Annotated in this window: 17 protein-coding genes and 1 tRNA gene; 7 read left to right on the top strand and 11 right to left on the bottom strand. The window is 30.1% G+C overall.

What is annotated here, in order from left to right:
* The first annotated feature begins 162 nt into the window (after window positions 1-162).
* Complete coding sequence (locus PVA18_RS04025) at window positions 163-1638, top strand: proton-conducting transporter transmembrane domain-containing protein (protein WP_045804924.1); 1476 nt, start codon at window positions 163-165, stop codon at window positions 1636-1638.
* Window positions 1639-1966: 328 nt separating this feature from the next.
* Here PVA18_RS04025 and PVA18_RS04020 read toward each other — a convergent pair whose 3' ends face one another.
* The 3 genes from PVA18_RS04020 to PVA18_RS04010 all read right to left on the bottom strand — a co-directional run bounded on the left by PVA18_RS04020 (window position 1967) and on the right by PVA18_RS04010 (window position 3203).
* Window positions 1967-2260, bottom strand: a complete 294-nt coding sequence (locus PVA18_RS04020) for a hypothetical protein (protein ID WP_045804923.1) — start codon at window positions 2258-2260, stop codon at window positions 1967-1969.
* A 176-nt stretch (window positions 2261-2436) separates the two neighbouring features.
* Window positions 2437-2886 (bottom strand): outer membrane lipid asymmetry maintenance protein MlaD, encoded by a 450-nt coding sequence (gene mlaD, locus PVA18_RS04015; protein WP_045804922.1) that lies wholly within the window; start codon window positions 2884-2886, stop codon window positions 2437-2439.
* A gap of 23 nt (window positions 2887-2909) precedes the next feature.
* Window positions 2910-3203: an NADH-ubiquinone oxidoreductase subunit NDUFA12 family protein gene (locus tag PVA18_RS04010; protein WP_045804921.1), complete on the bottom strand. Its 294-nt coding sequence runs from the start codon at window positions 3201-3203 to the stop codon at window positions 2910-2912.
* Window positions 3204-3334: 131 nt separating this feature from the next.
* Between PVA18_RS04010 and nrdR the strand changes: the two genes are divergently transcribed.
* Entirely contained in the window at window positions 3335-3796 is a 462-nt protein-coding gene (nrdR, locus tag PVA18_RS04005; protein WP_434431847.1) for a transcriptional regulator NrdR, read from the top strand.
* Window positions 3797-3913: 117 nt separating this feature from the next.
* Window positions 3914-3986 (top strand) — tRNA-Ala (locus PVA18_RS04000).
* A 97-nt stretch (window positions 3987-4083) separates the two neighbouring features.
* Here the strand turns inward: PVA18_RS04000 and PVA18_RS03995 are convergent.
* Window positions 4084-6006: a hypothetical protein gene (locus tag PVA18_RS03995; protein ID WP_052692804.1), complete on the bottom strand. Its 1923-nt coding sequence runs from the start codon at window positions 6004-6006 to the stop codon at window positions 4084-4086.
* Between the two features lie 191 nt (window positions 6007-6197).
* On the opposite strand from PVA18_RS03995, the gene PVA18_RS03990 reads away from it, so the two are divergent.
* Both PVA18_RS03990 and PVA18_RS03985 read left to right on the top strand, forming a co-directional pair.
* The gene (locus PVA18_RS03990; RefSeq protein ID WP_045804919.1) at window positions 6198-9236 is read left to right on the top strand and encodes a collagenase; all 3039 of its coding nucleotides are present in this window, start codon (window positions 6198-6200) and stop codon (window positions 9234-9236) included.
* A gap of 880 nt (window positions 9237-10116) precedes the next feature.
* Window positions 10117-11160, top strand: coding sequence for a Fe(3+) ABC transporter substrate-binding protein (locus tag PVA18_RS03985; RefSeq protein ID WP_045804917.1), 1044 nt, complete (start codon window positions 10117-10119; stop codon window positions 11158-11160).
* A gap of 482 nt (window positions 11161-11642) precedes the next feature.
* On the opposite strand, the gene PVA18_RS03980 is transcribed toward PVA18_RS03985, so the two are convergent.
* Together PVA18_RS03980 and rpsP are read right to left on the bottom strand one after the other, a co-directional pair.
* Window positions 11643-11846 (bottom strand): hypothetical protein, encoded by a 204-nt coding sequence (locus PVA18_RS03980; protein WP_045804916.1) that lies wholly within the window; start codon window positions 11844-11846, stop codon window positions 11643-11645.
* A 74-nt stretch (window positions 11847-11920) separates the two neighbouring features.
* On the bottom strand, window positions 11921-12184 hold the full coding sequence (gene rpsP, locus PVA18_RS03975) for a 30S ribosomal protein S16 (protein ID WP_045804915.1): 264 nt from the start codon (window positions 12182-12184) through the stop codon (window positions 11921-11923).
* Between the two features lie 244 nt (window positions 12185-12428).
* Here rpsP and PVA18_RS03970 point away from each other — a divergent pair, with 244 nt between their 5' ends.
* Window positions 12429-13697: an MFS transporter gene (locus PVA18_RS03970; protein ID WP_045805035.1), complete on the top strand. Its 1269-nt coding sequence runs from the start codon at window positions 12429-12431 to the stop codon at window positions 13695-13697.
* Between the two features lie 236 nt (window positions 13698-13933).
* Here PVA18_RS03970 and PVA18_RS03965 read toward each other — a convergent pair whose 3' ends face one another.
* The 5 genes from PVA18_RS03965 to rpmI all read right to left on the bottom strand — a co-directional run bounded on the left by PVA18_RS03965 (window position 13934) and on the right by rpmI (window position 16769).
* On the bottom strand, window positions 13934-14104 hold the full coding sequence (locus PVA18_RS03965) for a Trm112 family protein (protein WP_082058914.1): 171 nt from the start codon (window positions 14102-14104) through the stop codon (window positions 13934-13936).
* 342 nt (window positions 14105-14446) lie between these two features.
* Window positions 14447-15145 carry an SDR family NAD(P)-dependent oxidoreductase gene (locus PVA18_RS03960; RefSeq protein WP_045804914.1) on the bottom strand — a complete coding sequence of 233 codons (699 nt, stop codon included), beginning with the start codon at window positions 15143-15145 and terminating at the stop codon, window positions 14447-14449.
* Window positions 15139-16182: a phenylalanine--tRNA ligase subunit alpha gene (gene pheS, locus PVA18_RS03955; protein WP_045804913.1), complete on the bottom strand. Its 1044-nt coding sequence runs from the start codon at window positions 16180-16182 to the stop codon at window positions 15139-15141. The genes PVA18_RS03960 and pheS overlap by 7 nt, the downstream gene beginning before the upstream one ends.
* Window positions 16169-16543: a 50S ribosomal protein L20 gene (rplT, locus tag PVA18_RS03950; RefSeq protein ID WP_045804912.1), complete on the bottom strand. Its 375-nt coding sequence runs from the start codon at window positions 16541-16543 to the stop codon at window positions 16169-16171. Before rplT ends, pheS begins: the two co-directional genes overlap by 14 nt.
* 25 nt (window positions 16544-16568) lie before the next feature.
* Window positions 16569-16769 (bottom strand): 50S ribosomal protein L35, encoded by a 201-nt coding sequence (gene rpmI / locus PVA18_RS03945; protein WP_045804911.1) that lies wholly within the window; start codon window positions 16767-16769, stop codon window positions 16569-16571.
* Between the two features lie 371 nt (window positions 16770-17140).
* Here rpmI and PVA18_RS03940 point away from each other — a divergent pair, with 371 nt between their 5' ends.
* Window positions 17141-17773, top strand: a complete 633-nt coding sequence (locus tag PVA18_RS03940; protein WP_045804910.1) for a cell cycle transcriptional regulator TrcR — start codon at window positions 17141-17143, stop codon at window positions 17771-17773.
* Window positions 17774-17893 lie beyond the last annotated feature (120 nt).

The following is a 17893-nucleotide window of genomic DNA, read 5'->3' as shown; positions in this document are numbered from 1 at the left end:
GTGTTGATAAACGAACATATTAAAGGTGAAAACCAGCAATTTATTGTATATCTTCATATAAATCAGTTAATTGTTATTATTTTACAATAAAGGCGCTTGCCTTTTTGATAATATTTTAGTAGGTTTGTCAATCATATATTATTGAATTTATGGGTATATGTGATGGTTAGTTCGTTACCTGTTTTGCAGATTGTTATACCTTTACTTTCTGCAATAGTATGTGCGTTATTGAAAGATGCTAGATTAGTTAAGGTAGTATCCACTGTTGTAGTATTAGTATCTTTCTCTATTGCAGTGATGCTGTTTTTTCAAGTATATCCTGATGGTGTTATTAAGTATAGCGTAGGTGGGTGGGTGGTGCCTTATGGCATAGAACTTAAAGTAAATATATTTAATTCGACAATGCTCCTTTTAGTTGGGTTTGTTGCTATGATGAGTATTCTATATGGTATATATCCTAATACCAAAGAAATAAACGTTAGTACTATACCAAGTTTTTATTCTATATTCTTGTTATGTTTTAGTGGCTTTTTAGGCATATTAGTTTCAAATGATGTTTTTAATATTTATGTTTTTCTAGAAATATCATCTATTTCTTCATATATTTTGGTTGCAATGGGTAAGGATAAGACAGCTTTAGTAGCTGCATTTGATTACTTGGTAATAGGTACTATTGGAGCAACGTTTTATTTAATAGGGGTGGGGTTTTTATATGCCATAACTGGAACCTTAAATGTTGGGGATTTATTTTTAATAATTCAAGGTAAATCTTTGGCAACAAATAAAGCGATACAAGTTGGATTGTTGTTCATAGCAGTAGGTTTGTTTATTAAAGCAGCTCTATTCCCGTTTCATAAATGGTTAATACAAGCCTATAGTTATGCTCCTACTTTTATTTCGGTGTTCTTTTCTGGTGTTTCTACTAAAGTAATGATCTATCTTGTAATGAAAGTAATATATGATATTTTTAAAGCTCAATTAGTTCTATTAACTTTACCTTTTAATATTGTGTTTATGGTTTTTGCTGTGTTATCAGTGATTTTTGCGTCTGTATTTGCAATGTTAAGTAATAATATGAAAAGAATCTTTGCATACTCTAGTGTAGCACATCTGGGGTGCATTATATTTGCTGTGGGTTTGAATACTTACTATGGTTTAATAGCTGCTGTAACTTATATAATCAATCATAGTATAGTGAAGTCAGCATTATTTATGGTAATGGGTAGTATTTCTTATAATTGTGGTAGTCTTGATCTTAAAGATTGTGTAAACGTGTGGAAAAATATGCCAAAGATTGCATTACCATTTGTTATTTTATGTATAAGCCTTATTGGAATGCCAATAACTTCAGGGTTTATTTCTAAGTGGTATATTTTTGATGCAGCGATTAAAGCTAATTCTTGGTTAGGTGTAGTTGTTTTGCTTGTAGGGTCTGGATTATCTGTGGTATATGTGTGGCATATAATTGAAGCAACATGTTTCAAGTCATCTGATAAACAAGTGAAGAAGTTGTTTGAAATTCCTAATGTTATGGTATTGTGTATTTGGGTAATGGCGATTTCCTCTATTATTCTGGGGTTATATCCAGTACCTTTAATGCTGATTTCTAATAGAATAGCAGAATCACTGCTGTATTAAATTTATGTGATTTTAAGGGTAAAGCTTGCGTATTTATACGCAATTTCTGAAAGTTGGTGCTAAATAATGTCTTTTTTAATAAGATTTATCTTTTCTTTGTGACTTATCTATTAAAGTATTTGGCAGATATAATTGTTTAAAATTTCTGTTATTGTGAATACTTAAATAATGACAATTGCTTCTGTTATTCTTGTAGCATATTATATAAATAACTTTAATGTGTATTCATGATAGTACTCAAGAAAATTAAGTGTACCTAAATGTTGTATTTATTAACTTTTAAAAAAGCTATACTAGACAATAGGTTGACATCTTTTATAAAAGGGAACTATTTGCTCCTTCCTTGTGTTTTGCTTTCAAATACTTGAGATACTGATTCAATGGCAAAAAGGCTACTTCCTTTACTATGTGCTACTACATAATTTCTTTTGTATGGTTTATAAGCAGATGAGCTACCACTACTAGTATTAGTATATGGTGTTGTTGATTTTTTGTATTTAGATTTATTTCTTATTTTGCGTTTTAATAAATAAGCTGTAACTGCAAATAGTACCAGTACTAATAGAGTAGCATAACTTGGATTGTCAATAATGTAAGACAATATATAATAAAAACAATTCATAACCCACTACCTTCACTACACACTACCTGCATGATAGCATTAAATGATTGTTTTGAATAGTGTTTATAAGTGATATAACGAAAATTTATGCATTATTAAGAGGAAGCTTTCTTGTTTATCCTTAATACAAGCGATGTACTAATTAATGTTTTAATTGATAGCAGATTTGTCTACTATTACTTGACAAATTTGTTAACTAGTTTTGTAAAAATGACATTAAGATTTAAATCTGAATTTGTATGTTCAATAAATCCTCCAGTAGGGATGTAATCTTGACTTGCGCCAAGTGCAATATCGATATGTCTTCTTCCTAGGAGATTAGAGAGTGATAAAGATGCTGAACTATCTGAAGGTAGTAGAATATTCTTCTGTATACACATTGTAACTGTGGGGTTATAGGTTGTATCAAGTGATATTGATGTTACTGTGCCTATTTTTACTCCAGATAATGTTATGTCATCTCCCATGTCTAGACCATCTACGCTTGGAAAATGTGCTTTTACTGTGTAACAATTATGTGAAGTAGTATTATAAGGTAATTTTTTGAATGCTATGATTCCAATAGATATTGCAGCTGCTAAAACAATGAGTCCTGCAAAAATTTCAATGACACTAGATCGATGCATGAGACTACCAATAATATTTAACGTTATCTTGTATTGTAGGAGCAAAAAATTTTGTTAGGATGATAAGCATAACGAGTACCAGTTAGATTTGGAAAGTGTAGATTTTTTGGAGATTTTGGTACCTGATTATCCGTATAATGCAACCACATATGCCATGGGGCAGAAATTTTTGTTGGATCTGCTTTACCATTATATATTACCCATCTTTTTTCGATTCCATTTGCTGTTGTAATATAGTAGCTATTACCTAAAATATCCTTACCAATTAATTTCTTATTTCTTTTTGTCAGGAACTGTAGATTACGGAGGAATTGCATGTCTTAACAATTGGTAATTTATTTTACATTAGTATAATAATTATGATAATACAATACAACTATTAACTATGGTATTTAGTTAATGTTTTTGTGTGATAATTATCTTAAGCAAGTAATAATTGTAAGTAATTATGAAATGTCCTTTCTGTAATAGTAATAATACTCAAGTTAAAGGTTCAAGATCTATAGAAGATGACATGTTAATTAGAAGACGGAGATCTTGTATTGTATGTCACTCTAGATTTACTACAACTGAAAAATTACTTCTTAGATCATTTATGGTTGTTAAAAAAAATGGCGAAACTGAATTATTCAATAAGCAAAAATTGCTTTCTTCGATTTTAATAGCTACGAAAAAGCGTCCTGTAAGTCATGAAGGGATAAATATGATGGTTAATAATATTCTTTATGAACTTGAAGGGAAAAAAGAGAATGCTATTCCGACTAATGTTATTGGGAAAATGGTTATGGATAATCTTTTTAAGTTAGATAAGGTAGCATATGTTAGATTTGCTTCTGTATATATGAATTTTAAAAATATAAATGATTTTAGCAATATAATTGCAAAAATAATTAATGAGAAAGCACCTTAATATATTCATAAGTAAAATTGTATTTATGATTAATTATTATTCTTGAATTGTTGATAAGCTTGTGTTATGTATTTTAAGCATTGTTTTATGATAACGTGTACTTTCACTGTGTTTTAGGGGGGTATAGCTCATTTGGTAGAGTATCTGCTTTGCACGCAGAAGGCGAGCGGTTCGAATCCGCTTACCTCCACATTCTGTTTCAAGCTTCTATACTTGGTAGGCTTACTCTTTTAGATTAGTATACCTACTGTGAATTTTTAATCATATACCTAATAAACTATATCAATTTATTGTAGTAATCCAAAATCATAGTTGTCGATGAATATATGATCATTTTCATCAATATAAATGTTGTTGTTTTGTTGTTCTTTACCATAGTTTTTGAATATATTGTTATATGCACTCCATACTTGGTCATAACTATAATTTTCTTTTACAGCTTGGTAAAAATTTAACAGCTCTTCATATGTAAGATCAAACGATATGGAATATTTACCATCATCTATGACATCACCTATCTTTATATGTTCCTGTGATAATGGGAAATATACGGTATCAGTGTTTTCTTCTATAGTAGGATTAGAAATATTATGTTCATTGGTATCAGGTGTTTCATCTGCTGAGTTTTCTGATGCTGCATTTTTATCATCAGTATCTTCCTCTATAATAGGATTAGAAATATTATGTTCATTGGTATCAGGTGTTTCATCTGCTGAGTTTTCTGATGCTGCATTTTTATCATCAGTATCTTCCTCTATAATAGGATTAGAAATATTATGTTCATTGGTATCAGGTGTTTTATCTGCTGAGTTTTCTGATGCTGCATTTTCATCTTTTGAATCTAAGACATTATGTTCTTGTGTTGTATCACTTTCTTCTTCATAAGTTATATGTTCTGTAAAGGTGTTTTGTATTTCATTTTGATGAAAATTTAATGATAAGTTGGTTGATAAGTATTCTGCTAGTTCTGTATTGGGTAAATCAAGGATATGATTTCCTTGTTTGTCAGATAAATATGTCTGAATGTGATTTTCTTTATCTAATTTCATAGTAATATACATATTGGTTGCATCTAATTTCTTTTGTACAATCTTAAAAAAGGGTTTAGCGAATCCTGATGTAGGCTCACCATATTTGCATGTTTCTTCAACATTGTTACAATATTCAAAATAAGAATTTCCATCAAAGAAAATATCCGTATTGTCATCCTTAGCAATTAGTAATATTTCTTTATCTTCTAATATTATACTGGCATAATTTTTATTATCTTCTTTGTATAAATTACTTTTGACGATTCTAAAAATGAATTTCTCATGCATATTTATATCTATATAATCATCATCATTTGGTTTGTCCTTTATTATTATAAAGTTAGCAGCATCTAAAATGCTTGATGCTGTATTGTAGTTGGTTACTAATGACTCCTCTTGTTGTATGTCTGTAAAAAAGTACTCTCCATTTTGTACTATGAGAAAAACTGGACTATTTTCTATTTCTTCTTGCATGAGACTATCTGAAATGTTGTATAAGTTAATACTACCATCATCATTAATTTGGTGCTTGTTGATGTCAGAATAATTTAATCTGAAACCATCATGTTCTAGGGAGGTGTAATATCCGTATTGTAAGGATTCTGAACTTAGTTTTCCAAATTCTTGACCAGAATATAAGTCTAAAAGTATAGCAGCAGATGTTTCTGTGTTTTTATCTGGTGTTTCTGATACTATTTTGAATAGTGGGCCATTTCCTCTTGTCTCTTGTATGTTATAATATTCTTTCAAGTCTATTTTTTCTGATGTTTTTAATATATTTTCCAGGCTTATCTTGAACTTATGATAACTCAGGTAATATGCTTCTCCGTCTTTATCACATATTACTAGGCGATAAAAATCTTTAGTTTCGTCGTTATAGTCAGTACGTTGTATGTGTTCTGCTTTAATATATCGGTATTCAGAAGGAATATTAAGGTAGTCGTCGTTTTGATAGCCATTGTATAGAACGTAAAATTTATCACCTACAAAGAAATAGCTTTTTGATGGCATAACTATTTCAGTATTATCTTTATCTATTACTTTGGCTTTATATATGTTGCCAGTGCAAAGATTGTTTAGATCTCTTCCTACTTCTAATTTGAAAGAAAATTCTTGATTTGCTGGAATCGGTGTATTGTTGTTCATATTATTCTCTGAATAATTATTAAGATATTTCATATAATCATTATTAGTTTTTTATTACAAAAAAGTATTAATTGATAAACTCATTAATATTCTTGTACAAGAATATCAATATATTATATCTGAAGTATAATTAATTAGTTAATTTATTAACTTATTTATATTGACATTTTAATATATTACATGTATGATTCTGCTCTAAATTAATATTTTAATAAATGGATCTTATGACAGTTTTCTTAGAACATAATAATGGTCAAGTTAGTACTAGCAAAATGGTAAAACATAATGCTGTAAATACATCAAATCAAAATGGAAGCTCTTTTGATTATCAATATGGTACTAAGATTGGTGGTGTACAGGAACATGTAATTCCACCTCTCATGCAAGATGACATTAAGCATGGTGAGATGTATACGGCTCTTCCTGATAGTGATAAAACTTTACCTGTTGTGTCTGCTATAGGAACTGATACATATAAAGGTGATAGTATAGTTGCTATTGGTAATCCTAAGGACTTTAAATCTAATGTTTTTTCTAATACACATATTATAAGGAACGATCAATTGAAATTAACCCTAGAGATACATACCTTAGGAGGTTTGTCTAGTAAAAGATTGTATGAGATTGAGGAGGGATTTGATGATGCAATAGCAAAATTTCAGTCCAATTTTGGATTAGACCCTAATAAAAAAGAAACCACCTTTGAATTATATCTATTCGATGATAACGAACAGTATGAACATTATGGACGACTTTATAACTTAGGAATAAATGGAGCTGGTGGTGTGACTTTCTACGGGAATGCTGATATCCCATATCAAATTTATGTATATCAGTTTGGTAAAATATTAAATTTAAAACATGAATTAACTCATGCTTTGGAGAGTTATGCATCTGGACATATGTTATCTAGTCTTAAAGTCAATCATTCTATATTTGCAGAGGGATTAGCTGATTACATACAGGATGATAGTAGTTTTATTATGAGAGGGTTAAGGGACAAAGAGATAACATCAAGTGTGTTACAAAAGGATTCTTCTGGTGATATAGGTCAAGCAACTGATACTGCAGTGACTAAAGATCAGAATCTGAGGTATAGTATAGGACATGCGTTTGTAACATTTTTACAGGAGAATTATCCTGGAGTAATTTCAGAGTATTTAAAAGCGTTAAGAGAAGGTGATGCTGTTCGTGCTGGAGAGATGATTAGTATAAGTAAATATGCAGATTTTGAACCGTGGGTGCAGTCTAAAGACGTTTCTTTATATCTAGAGAATATGAATATATTGAAAGTAGACTTGGGCAAAAAAATATTTTCTTCTGAGAATGCTAGTGCTTTTGAAAATCGGGATGTGAAGAATGAATATTACTGTGAGAACATTTGTAATATGAATGGTGAAGTAGTAGGAGAAATATCACCTATAGTACATTATGCTGCTAAAAATGTCATACGTACTTGGAATATTGCAAGCTCTGATATGATAGAAGTAAAGCCAGAGTATAATTTTCTAAAGTTGGTTAGTACCACATCTGGTAAACCTGCATATGTGTATTGTGATGAAAATGGCAATGAATATTTCAATACTCAATCTTATATGGAATATGCATTTAACATACTGAAAAAATATGATGCAAATCTTCGTTCAAGTAGTGATGTTCTTGATATTAGGGGACGTTATTCAGATGCTGATAAAGTATTTGATAAGCTTCCTAATGCAGATTTATTGTTAGATCAGTTCTTAGATAGAGCAGGTTATAGTAATTATAAGCAAGTAATAATGAGTGATCCACAACAGGTTAGTAATATTAAAATGTATATAGTACAAAAAGCTTTTGAAGATTTTAGGGAAGCTGAAGTCAAAAAAGTGTTTAGTGGTGAATCTAGTGTTGATTCTATCATAAGGGATCTATTGATGGATCTAACTTATATTGATTTAAGTGATATTATAAAAGTAGATAATTCTGATATTGAAAGTATTGTGTCTAATCAAAATGTAATGTTGCGTACTGCTATATTAGGCAAAGGAAACGCAAGTGGAATATCTCTGTATGTAGATGATCAAAAAATTGGTGAGTTATCAACAGAAGGAGGTTATTGTATTAAGGATCTTGATACTGGTAGTATATATTTTGTGTTCCGCAATGTTGTTGGGATGATAGCAAATAATTATCCAGATAGAGCCTATATGATTGTGCTTGAGAAAGATGGTAAATTTACTACTGCTTTAGTTGATGATATACAAAAAACAGAACATGGAAATGTTGTCTTCGATAATCAGTTTAATCATCCTGGTATTAATCATTTGTATCCAGATTATCAAAAATTATTGTTACATGATGCTTCAGTTAAAGATTATTCGCATCTTGCAAATATGGAGTTTCCCCGTAATGATAAAGTAATAATACGAGGAGATCTGTTAGATGATAAAGGTACTGTAGCTATAAGTGACGATATTCATCAGGCAGTTATTAAGCATGATGATCAAATATTGCATAAGTTTAAAAGTATGTCTTTTTACATTAGTGAGCCAGCAACTGATAGTATGGGAACTTATGGAAGTGATTTTTTCATTGCTGACGAAGGAAAAAATCTTAGATTTCAACTTCCTAAAACGATTACCCATTTAAAATTAGTTAATGTTGGTGGAAATCAGAAGTTAGTGCCGTGTACCGCAGGTGGTGATGAGCATCCTAATGGTATGCCATCTGATTTAATAGATGAATATAGATATATTGATCCCATTTTTGTTCACACATTTGAGAAACAAAGTTACTCTAAAAACAGTGTCAGCATTGGTTTAGTAGATTTTGATAAATATCAGGAAGGATCGATGTTTAAGTTACAGTATTATTCTGATGATTATCATATTCATAAGGATGAACATGGAAATATAATTAGGCCTAATAATATATCGTATACAACGAAAGTGGACTTAGTCTATGATGATCAAGTTATTGGAATGCTGTCTGATAATGTAAATCAATTTCAGGGTGATGTTTTTATTGCTGTGAGCCTTAACTATAGTCACAATGATTTCCTTTCGTCTAAATATTTTCAGAAGGTCAGTATTGAAGCACTAGAAAATGGGATATATGGTGGAAGATATGATGTAGGGAGTGGTGATGAAGTAGCAAATCTTGGTACTGATACAGGTTATAGTGATAAAGCTGTTTTTTATTTTAGAGGAAATAATTCGTCTACTGATATGTCAAATAATACTATAAATAGGTCTACTATTTCGTCTTATGTAAATGAATTTTAGTGGATTTTTAAAAGAAATAGCAATATAATGCTGCTTATTTGTATTGTGTGATGAAGTAATTGTTAAATTGAGGTATTCTTTTGTCAGTTTCATGTATATATAGATAATAAGGATGTTTCTTACTTGACAAATGATTGATTTGTAATACACAACTTAGTGTTATAAATAATTTTACCTGTTGTAATTATATAAAAAAATTTTCAATAGATTTTCAAAGGTATTACATTTGTATGGATTCGATTTATGCATGTTAAATTGATTTTTGGGTAGACATTATTTTGTATGTGGGGTTTGTATAAGCGTTCTTTATTAGTTTCATGTATATATAAATAATAAAGATGTTTCTTGCTTGACAAATGATTGATTTGTAATACACAACTTAGTGTTACAGATAATGCTACTGTATTTACATTAGATTTTTTGACAGCATTATCATTCATATAGGGCTGCTTTTTTGTGATTATTTTTTAGGTTAACATTTTTTTTATTGTTGTAGAGTGCAGTGTTAATTTAGGTTTACTTCTATTAATACTTAGTATCGGTATTATAAATATAGATTCTCAAAAAGTGCATAGCTTGAAATCTGAGCATAGGGTACCAGATATATAATGCTAGTAGCTAACTAATATATTATTTTATAAATCTTTTTGTGGAAGTAAGACTGTAATTGTTCATTTAGTTTGTCTTAGAAATTGTATTTTAATTAATGAAATAATATTAAATTGTGCTCATTGTTTGTACTTTTCTATGGTTAGGATATGTATTTGTAATGTATAGATGTCATTAAATTACTAATATAGGTGCATATTATATCAAATATTGCATTTGCTCTATGATGTTATATAATTACAGAACTTATAAATATCTATGGATTAACAATATGATAAGATTGATTACTTGTCTTGGTATCGTTGCTGTTATTATGTTGGCTTTTAATTTCTTTACTAAAAGACAACAAGTTCAAAATCCAGTACAAGAAGTACGGGTGTATTCATCTCGTAAGGAAGAATTATTACATAGTTTGTTTGAACAATTTACTAAGGAAACTGGTATAAATGTTCAGTATATTAATGATGAAGCTGCTCAACTTATTAATAGAATGGAAAATGAAGGTAGTGCTACTTCAGCTGATGTATTTTTGACTGCAGATGCTGTTAATCTTATTCTTGCTAAGAAAAAGGGATTATTACAGCCTGTGCAATCTGAAGCACTAAGTCAAGCGATTCCTAGCAAGTATAGAGATAGTGAGGGGTTTTGGTTTGGATTAACTAAGCGTGCAAGGGTAATAGTATATAACAAAGATGTAATTGAAGAGAGTGAGTTGAGTACATATGAACATCTTGCAAATACGAAGTGGAAAGATAAAATTTTAATAAGATCTTCTAGTAGCCCATATAATCAGTCGTTAATTGCTTTTATGATAGCAAATAATGGTATAGAGAATGCTAAAATTTGGATTAAAGGATTAGTTTCGAATATGGCTAGGAAACCTAGCGGTGGAGATATAGATCAGCTTTATGCTGTTGCAGCAGATGAAGGTAGTATCGCTATAGTTAATAGTTATTATTTTGGGAGAATTGCAGCTTCTAACAAAAAAAGTGATCAAGCTGCAGTTAAAAAACTTGGTATCTTTTTTCCTAATCAGGAAACTACGGGTACTATGATTAATATTAGCGGTGGTGCTGTTACAAAGCATGCAAAGAACAAGCAAAATGCTATAAGGTTATTGGAGTTTTTGGCTAGTGTAAAGGCACAGAGGGTTTATGCTCAAGTTAATCAAGAGTATCCTGTTGTAGAAGGGGTAGAGATTTCAGACGTTTTGAAAACTTTTGGTGTATTTAAGGAGAGTAATTTACCTTTACAGGAACTAGAGGAGCATTTAACTGAATCTGTTAAAATTGCAGATGAATGTGGTTGGAGGTAGTTGATGTTGTCAGCTATAAGTTTGTTTTTCGATCATTAAATTTGGTTTTAGAGAAGTTTATTAGCTTCTATGCAAGTAGTGGATTTCTACCTATATTAAGATTATAATGTGTGACTATTAGTGGGAGCTTTTAAGCTTGCCTTTTTGGTGTAGCTAACTTCATAGTTTCTTATATTTTGTTATGAGTTATATTTCTTGCGATACTTGATTTAATAATAATACAAGTGCTGTGTTATTGTGCTTGTAATTTAGTTAAAAGTTGTTTTTATATATTATATTTTTTATGTTAAGCTAATCTGTACTAGAATCTTTTATGCTATATCTGTATTTACTAGAAACTACTTGGGTTAATGTTTCTAATAGTAATCTTTTTGTGATTGTTAGAAACTATATTCTAGTATGCTTAAATTAAATCCAGGAACTTATGTTAATATTTCTTAGTATTTTAGATAGTCAAATCTCGATTTTTTAAACCATGATTCTTACGTGTTAGGAGTTACGTTATTTCCATTTTTGTGAATTGTTTGATTTAGTCTTAAAAGAATTATCTTGTTGAAAGTTTTTACATGCTTTGACATCAATCCCCTAAATCCAGACAATAACTTACTGCAAGCACCATACATCACTAGTTTACTATAAAAAAAAGCATCAGAATGATAACTCTTATTAGCCAAGACATACACCATAAAAACACACCTTGATAAGTGTAATGCAGATATATCTAAATCGAATAAAGAACACTTACAGGGTTGAGAATGTACTAAGCTGCTCCTATGTTAATAATACCTTTCTTTATAAACCAAGACACTCTATCAGTTGCTTGTGCACCAACACTTAGCCAGTATTTTAGCCTATCAACCTTAACTTTAACAAACAGCTCATGTTCTTTAGGAAGCATTGGATTATAGAAGCCCAAAGATTCAATAAATTTCCCATCTCTTGCAACTCTGGAATCAGCAACAACTACCCTATAAAAAGGACGCTTTTTAGCTCCAAACCTTGCTAACCTTATCTTTACAGACATGAGAATATAACCTTTAAAACATCTTAAAACATTTTAAAATGATACACATAATAAAGTGGGTAGTCAAATTTAAAAATGTGTTTTTAAACATTTAAATTTTACCTTTAAGTTTTTTGATAAAAACAAGAAATTTGCAATATGTTGTTAAAAACAATATGATAATTAATCAAGGTTGCTCAAATTATTGAAAAATGTAAAGGTTTTCTTTGTAAAAGAATGTGTAATAGGAGGATGTTTTAGTTATATGAATTTAAAAAGAGCTGTATTATCAACAATCATGTGTAATACTTTGGTATGGTATGATTATGTGTTATTTGGAAATTTAGTGAGTGTAATCAGTAAATTATTTTTTCCAGCGGAAGATAGATATTTTAGTCTTATTATGACATTTAGCATTTTTGCAGTTGGATTTTTAATGCGTCCTTTCGGAGCAAGTATTTTTGGGTACATTGGGGATAAGTATGGAAGGAAAGCTGCATTGACTTTATCAATCATAGCTATATCTGTTCCTATTACTTTTATTTCAATATTACCAACCTATGAAAAGATAGGAATATTGTCTCCCATATTACTTATTATTTGTAGATTGATGCAGGGGATATCTTTAGGTGGAGAGGCTGGTAATGCTACTTTCTTAATAGAGCATTCTAAGAAAGGAAAAAACATTGGCTTTTTTGGTAGTTTTGAGACTTTAAGTGCTGTACTTGGTTCTATTATTGCATTGTTTATGATCTTATTATCCCAGTATTTTACAGGGGAAAATTTTGAAGTATGGGGTTGGAGAATACCTTTTGTAATTGGTCTGTTATTGGGCCTAGTTAGTGTTTATATTAGGCGTATTACTGGTGAAAGTCCTGCATATGATACTCATAAGGAAAGTAATAATCTTTCACAGTCTCCTTTCTTAGAGTTATTCAAGAAATATAAGCGTCCTTTGGTGTTGGCAACATGTATTGATTGTATAGAAAATTGTTCATTTCATATTTTTATGGTATTCTTTATTACGTTTATTAAAGAGTTCTCAAATATTCACCTAAGTTTCAACGCTAGTAGCATAAGCATTATTGAAAGTTTTAATATAATGATTTGTGGTATTTTGAATGTATTTTTTGGATATATTTCGGATTATGTAGGACGTAGGAAAGTAATGTTAATTGCGTCTATATCATTATTTTGGGTTGCAATACCAGTATTTTGGTTATTAAGTCAGGATAGCTATATTGATTTAATTATAGCATATTTAATTTTTGTCATTCCATTTTCTGCAACTTTAGGTCCGGCAAGTGGGGCAATGTCTGAGTTATTCCCTACAAAGGTTAGATATACTGGTTTTGGATTATCGCGTAATATTGCTTCAGCTATATCTGGTGGTATGGCTCCTGTAGTGTGTACATGGCTTATCAGAGCAACAGGACTCACGTTTATTCCTGGAGTATATGTTATGTTTTGGGCAGTAGTTGCAATTGTGGCATTATGTCAGATTAGGAAAAAAGATGTGTATGCTGATTGGTAATCTGCTATTTAATATATGATAAAATTATGTCCTGACATAAGGTGAAGGTATGTGTATTGTCAAGTTTTCTGTATTTTGTAACTTATGTGTACGTTAGAATATATGTAGTAGGTGTCTAATTAGTCCTGAATTCGGTATAATGCTGGTACAGCTGTTGGTTAAATAAGCTTATATTTGTACATACAAATATGTCATTAGTTTAGTGTATAGCTAGAAAAGTCTTTTAAAATATAGAATTATTCCTCTAATTTTCTTGCTTCATCTATTAGCATAATTGGGATACCATTACGTATTGGAAATGCTAATTTAGCTTTTTGACTAATTAGTTCGTTGGTATCCTTGTTATATTGTAACTTGTCTCTAGTTAGTGGACAAACGAGTATCTCAAGTATTTTACGGTCAAACATATTAACAATATAATAAGATTGTATACCATATTATAGCATTTATTGTAAAAATATGAACTGTAGTTTTTTTTATATAAGAAGTATGTATATTTTTGTGTTTTTATTCTTTAGTAGTAAATTATTATGATTAATACAGTCTTTACAGTTAAGTAAGATACAAATAGTATATATATGAGTATTTAGAAATAGATTATTGTTAAGCGATTTTATTTTTAAATGTGTAAAAAAGTACTTTGTGTATGTAAATTTAGATGACCTAAGAATAATCCTTTTAATGTTTTACTGTTATATTTTGTCTTTATAATACATTGTACCATGTGGTCTGATAAAAGCTAGTGTACATTATTGTATAAAATTAACAGTGCCGGTTTCGTTGTTGTTGATATCTAATAATTCTGCTATTCTAGTAAGAATAGTTTTAACTTTCGGATTATCTACTATATTATGATAATTAACGTTATCTAAGAAATTATTAGAAATCATTTTGGGGCCAATAGCATTAACTTTTATCTTTGGAAATAGTTCTACTGCTGTAAATTTTGTTAAATCTAGTAGTGATTTTTTTGACATTGTATATATAAAATGTTTTGTGCTGTCTTTTACCACCATTACATCAATCATGTTAATAACATTTCCTATAGTAATACATTTTTTTGCAAAATATTGAGTTAAAAATAGGGGAGCACGTATATGGAGATTGTAATGATTAGTAAAATCTTCAATAGAAGTATTCATTAATGTGTTTTTATAGAATACTGAAGCATTGTTGATAATACAATTACAATGAGGTATGAGTTGAAAAGTTTTTTCTATGAGAAAATTTAACGAGTCAAATTCTGTTAAATCAGCTTGTATAAGAATACATTTTCTGTCACAGAACTTTTCAATGATATTTTTTGTCTGTAATGCATGTTCTTTAGAAGTATTGTAGTGAATGGCTATGTCATATCCATTGATAGCTAAAAATATTGATATTGCTCTGCCTAATCTACGTGCTCCACCTGTAATTAATGCTCCTTTTTGGTGAATTGTTTTTAACATGTTGTGATAAGATTGGAAAAACAGAAACCATGGTGAGCTAACCATTGTAATTTGTTACTATAGAATTTACGCAGGTCGCCAATGTTGTATTTGAGCATGGTAATTCTTTCAATTCCAATTCCAAATGCGAATCCACTGTATTGATCTGGATCAATATTTACATTTGTTAAGACATTATGGTGAACTATTCCACATCCTAAAATTTCAATCCAATCTCTGTTACTGCTCTTTATATCAACTTCTGCTGATGGTTCAGTAAATGGAAAATAACTATTACGGAATCTTATTTGAATATTTTCTCCAAAAAACTTTTTTAGGAAGTAATGTACACAATATTTTAAATGTCCCATGTTAACATTTTTATCAATGTATAGTCCTTCAATTTGATGAAACATTGGACTGTGAGTTGAATCCCAATCATTTCTGTAAACTTTTCCAGGTGCAATAACCTTGATAGGATAATTTCCTTTATTGGATTTCATTACTCTAATTTGTACGGAGGACGTATGTGTACGTAATACAACTCTTCTTTGGTTTACTAATGTTTTTAGATAGAAAGTATCATTTTCTTCTCTTGCTGGGTGGTATTTATGTGTATTAAGTGCATCAAAAACATGAAATTCATCTTCAAGTTCTGGTCCATCAGATAGTTTAAATCCTAAAGATGAAAAAATATGTTTCACTTCATGTAAAGTTTTAGAAATAGGATGCAATCTAGCTATTTGTTTTGGACGGATTGGCAAACTAATATCAACAGTATCTTGCATTAGTTGAGTATTAACTTGTATTTTGTGCAATTTTTCTTTTTGCGAATTAATTAGAGATTTTAGCTCGGCACATATAGCATTTATGCTGCTTCCAATAGACTTTCTCTCTTCCATATTGCTAACTGCAGCAATATTTCTTAAACATGTAGTTATAATCCCTGATTTACCAAAGTAATAAAGCCTTACACTCTCTAATTCTTCGAGGGAAGAACTAGACAATATCCTGTTAGTAGCCTCTGTTTGTAAGCTATATATATTACTGTACGACACGATGTTTAGTTAAAGCTTCTTTAGTAAGATTTACAATTTGTTTAAAGTTATCCTGATGGTTGACTGCCATATCTGCCAGAATTTTCCTATTCAATGTTATGTTTGCTAAGGACATACCATGAATGAAATCTGAATATAGGAGACCATACTGTCTTGCAGCTGCATTAATACGCATAATCCAAAGACTCCTGAAAAACCTCTTACGATTGCGCCTGTCACGATAAGCATATTGCAGAGCTTTTTCTACTCTTTGTAAAGCTATCCTGTAGCAATTCTTAGAGCGCCCCCTATAGCCTTTTGCTAGCTTAATAACTTTCTTATGCCGTGCTCTCGTAGTAACACCACGCTTAACTCTAGCCATTTTTAACCTCTATCTATTAACACTTCTATCTGCTATAAGGCATGAAAAGCTTAACTATACGTGAATCAGAAGAATTCATTATAGCAGTACCACGCTGAACGCGAATGCTTCTTTTACTTCTTTTAGTCATACCATGTCTCTTTCCAGATTGAGTGGACTTTATTTTCCCTGTTGCTGTGACACTAAATCTCTTTTTGATAGAAGATTTAGTTTTTAATTTTGGCATCTTTATCCTAAAATTTTTGTAGAAAACTAAATGTTAATCTGTTTATTTTAGTAGTGTCAAGTACATTTTCTAAATTTTACTCTGATAATTTATACATTATCTTATTAATAATTTTTTATAATATATGTATTAAAATCTGTACGAAACATCTGTACGAAAAAACATCTCAGTCTGAATTAAATAATTTACTGCATATTTATTATACGATTGTTAGTTTTCCAAGATATTACATAAGTTATTGCAAAATTTATGGTAATAATTTATAAGTGTATGTATTACATTAGCAGTAATGTATTATTAATATTTATATCTTATTTATTTTTGTAAATAATATGGTTATTTAACTGTATTGAGAATTTGGAGAGATCTGTATGTCAAATAGTAATGTTCCTTTAGCTCATAACCATAAGGAATCTTCTTCTACATTAGAAGACTCTGGCCCTCTAATGCCTAGGGCTGTTGCGGTGTGGTTAGTAGATAATACTATATTGACTTTTGAGCAAATAGCGAAATTTTGTAACTTACATCTATTAGAAGTTAAAGGTATTGCTGATGGTGAAGTTGCCAAAGGAGTAGTTGGATGTAATCCAATTACAATGGGGCAAGTTACAAAAGAAGAAATTGAATGTTGTCAAAATGATCCTACTAGAATACCTAGATTGATTAACTATAGAAATTTTAAGAAAAGTAAGAAAAGGGCTGTCAGGTATACACCTGTAGCACGTCGTAGAGACAAGCCTGATGCTGTTGCATGGATTTTAAAATATTGTCCTGAAATGCAAGATGTATGTATAGCTAAGTTGATAGGGACTACAAAATCAACTATTACGGCTATTAGAAATAAAGAACACTGGAACTCAACTAATATTAAACCTAGGGATCCTGTATTACTTGGTTTATGTACTCAAGTAGATTTGGATGAAGCAATTATGAAAGCTCAGATAGTTGCTGAAAGGGAAAGAAGAGTAAAAAATATTAGGACTAATGATTTTTCTGTACCCTAATTCAGTCTAGAGCTATTACGTTAATAGGTGTTTACTTAATGAGGGGTGGGGGATAACTCTTATAATTTTAATGACTTCTTCTTAAGTGTTGTTATGTATACTGTTGTGTAGTTAAGTTTA

This window comes from Ehrlichia muris subsp. eauclairensis (assembly GCF_051097115.1).
In the GTDB taxonomy this organism is placed as follows: Bacteria; Pseudomonadota; Alphaproteobacteria; order Rickettsiales; family Anaplasmataceae; genus Ehrlichia; species Ehrlichia muris.
The sequence above is the reverse complement of the archived record's forward strand: the minus strand, read 5'-3'. Positions and strand labels throughout refer to the sequence as shown.

Bases quoted from the DNA above. Each gene is read 5' to 3' on its own strand.
- PVA18_RS04025 (WP_045804924.1), top strand. From the start codon at position 163: ATGGTTAGTTCGTTACCTGTTTTGCAGATTGTTATACCTTTACTTTCT.
- PVA18_RS04020 (WP_045804923.1), bottom strand. From the start codon at position 2,260: ATGAATTGTTTTTATTATATATTGTCTTACATTATTGACAATCCAAGT.
- mlaD (WP_045804922.1), bottom strand. From the start codon at position 2,886: ATGCATCGATCTAGTGTCATTGAAATTTTTGCAGGACTCATTGTTTTA.
- PVA18_RS04010 (WP_045804921.1), bottom strand. From the start codon at position 3,203: ATGCAATTCCTCCGTAATCTACAGTTCCTGACAAAAAGAAATAAGAAA.
- nrdR (WP_434431847.1), top strand. From the start codon at position 3,335: ATGAAATGTCCTTTCTGTAATAGTAATAATACTCAAGTTAAAGGTTCA.
- PVA18_RS03995 (WP_052692804.1), bottom strand. From the start codon at position 6,006: ATGAAATATCTTAATAATTATTCAGAGAATAATATGAACAACAATACA.
- PVA18_RS03990 (WP_045804919.1), top strand. From the start codon at position 6,198: ATGACAGTTTTCTTAGAACATAATAATGGTCAAGTTAGTACTAGCAAA.
- PVA18_RS03985 (WP_045804917.1), top strand. From the start codon at position 10,117: ATGATAAGATTGATTACTTGTCTTGGTATCGTTGCTGTTATTATGTTG.
- PVA18_RS03980 (WP_045804916.1), bottom strand. From the start codon at position 11,846: ATGGTGTATGTCTTGGCTAATAAGAGTTATCATTCTGATGCTTTTTTT.
- rpsP (WP_045804915.1), bottom strand. From the start codon at position 12,184: ATGTCTGTAAAGATAAGGTTAGCAAGGTTTGGAGCTAAAAAGCGTCCT.
- PVA18_RS03970 (WP_045805035.1), top strand. From the start codon at position 12,429: ATGAATTTAAAAAGAGCTGTATTATCAACAATCATGTGTAATACTTTG.
- PVA18_RS03965 (WP_082058914.1), bottom strand. From the start codon at position 14,104: ATGTTTGACCGTAAAATACTTGAGATACTCGTTTGTCCACTAACTAGA.
- PVA18_RS03960 (WP_045804914.1), bottom strand. From the start codon at position 15,145: ATGTTAAAAACAATTCACCAAAAAGGAGCATTAATTACAGGTGGAGCA.
- rplT (WP_045804912.1), bottom strand. From the start codon at position 16,543: ATGGCTAGAGTTAAGCGTGGTGTTACTACGAGAGCACGGCATAAGAAA.
- rpmI (WP_045804911.1), bottom strand. From the start codon at position 16,769: ATGCCAAAATTAAAAACTAAATCTTCTATCAAAAAGAGATTTAGTGTC.
- PVA18_RS03940 (WP_045804910.1), top strand. From the start codon at position 17,141: ATGTCAAATAGTAATGTTCCTTTAGCTCATAACCATAAGGAATCTTCT.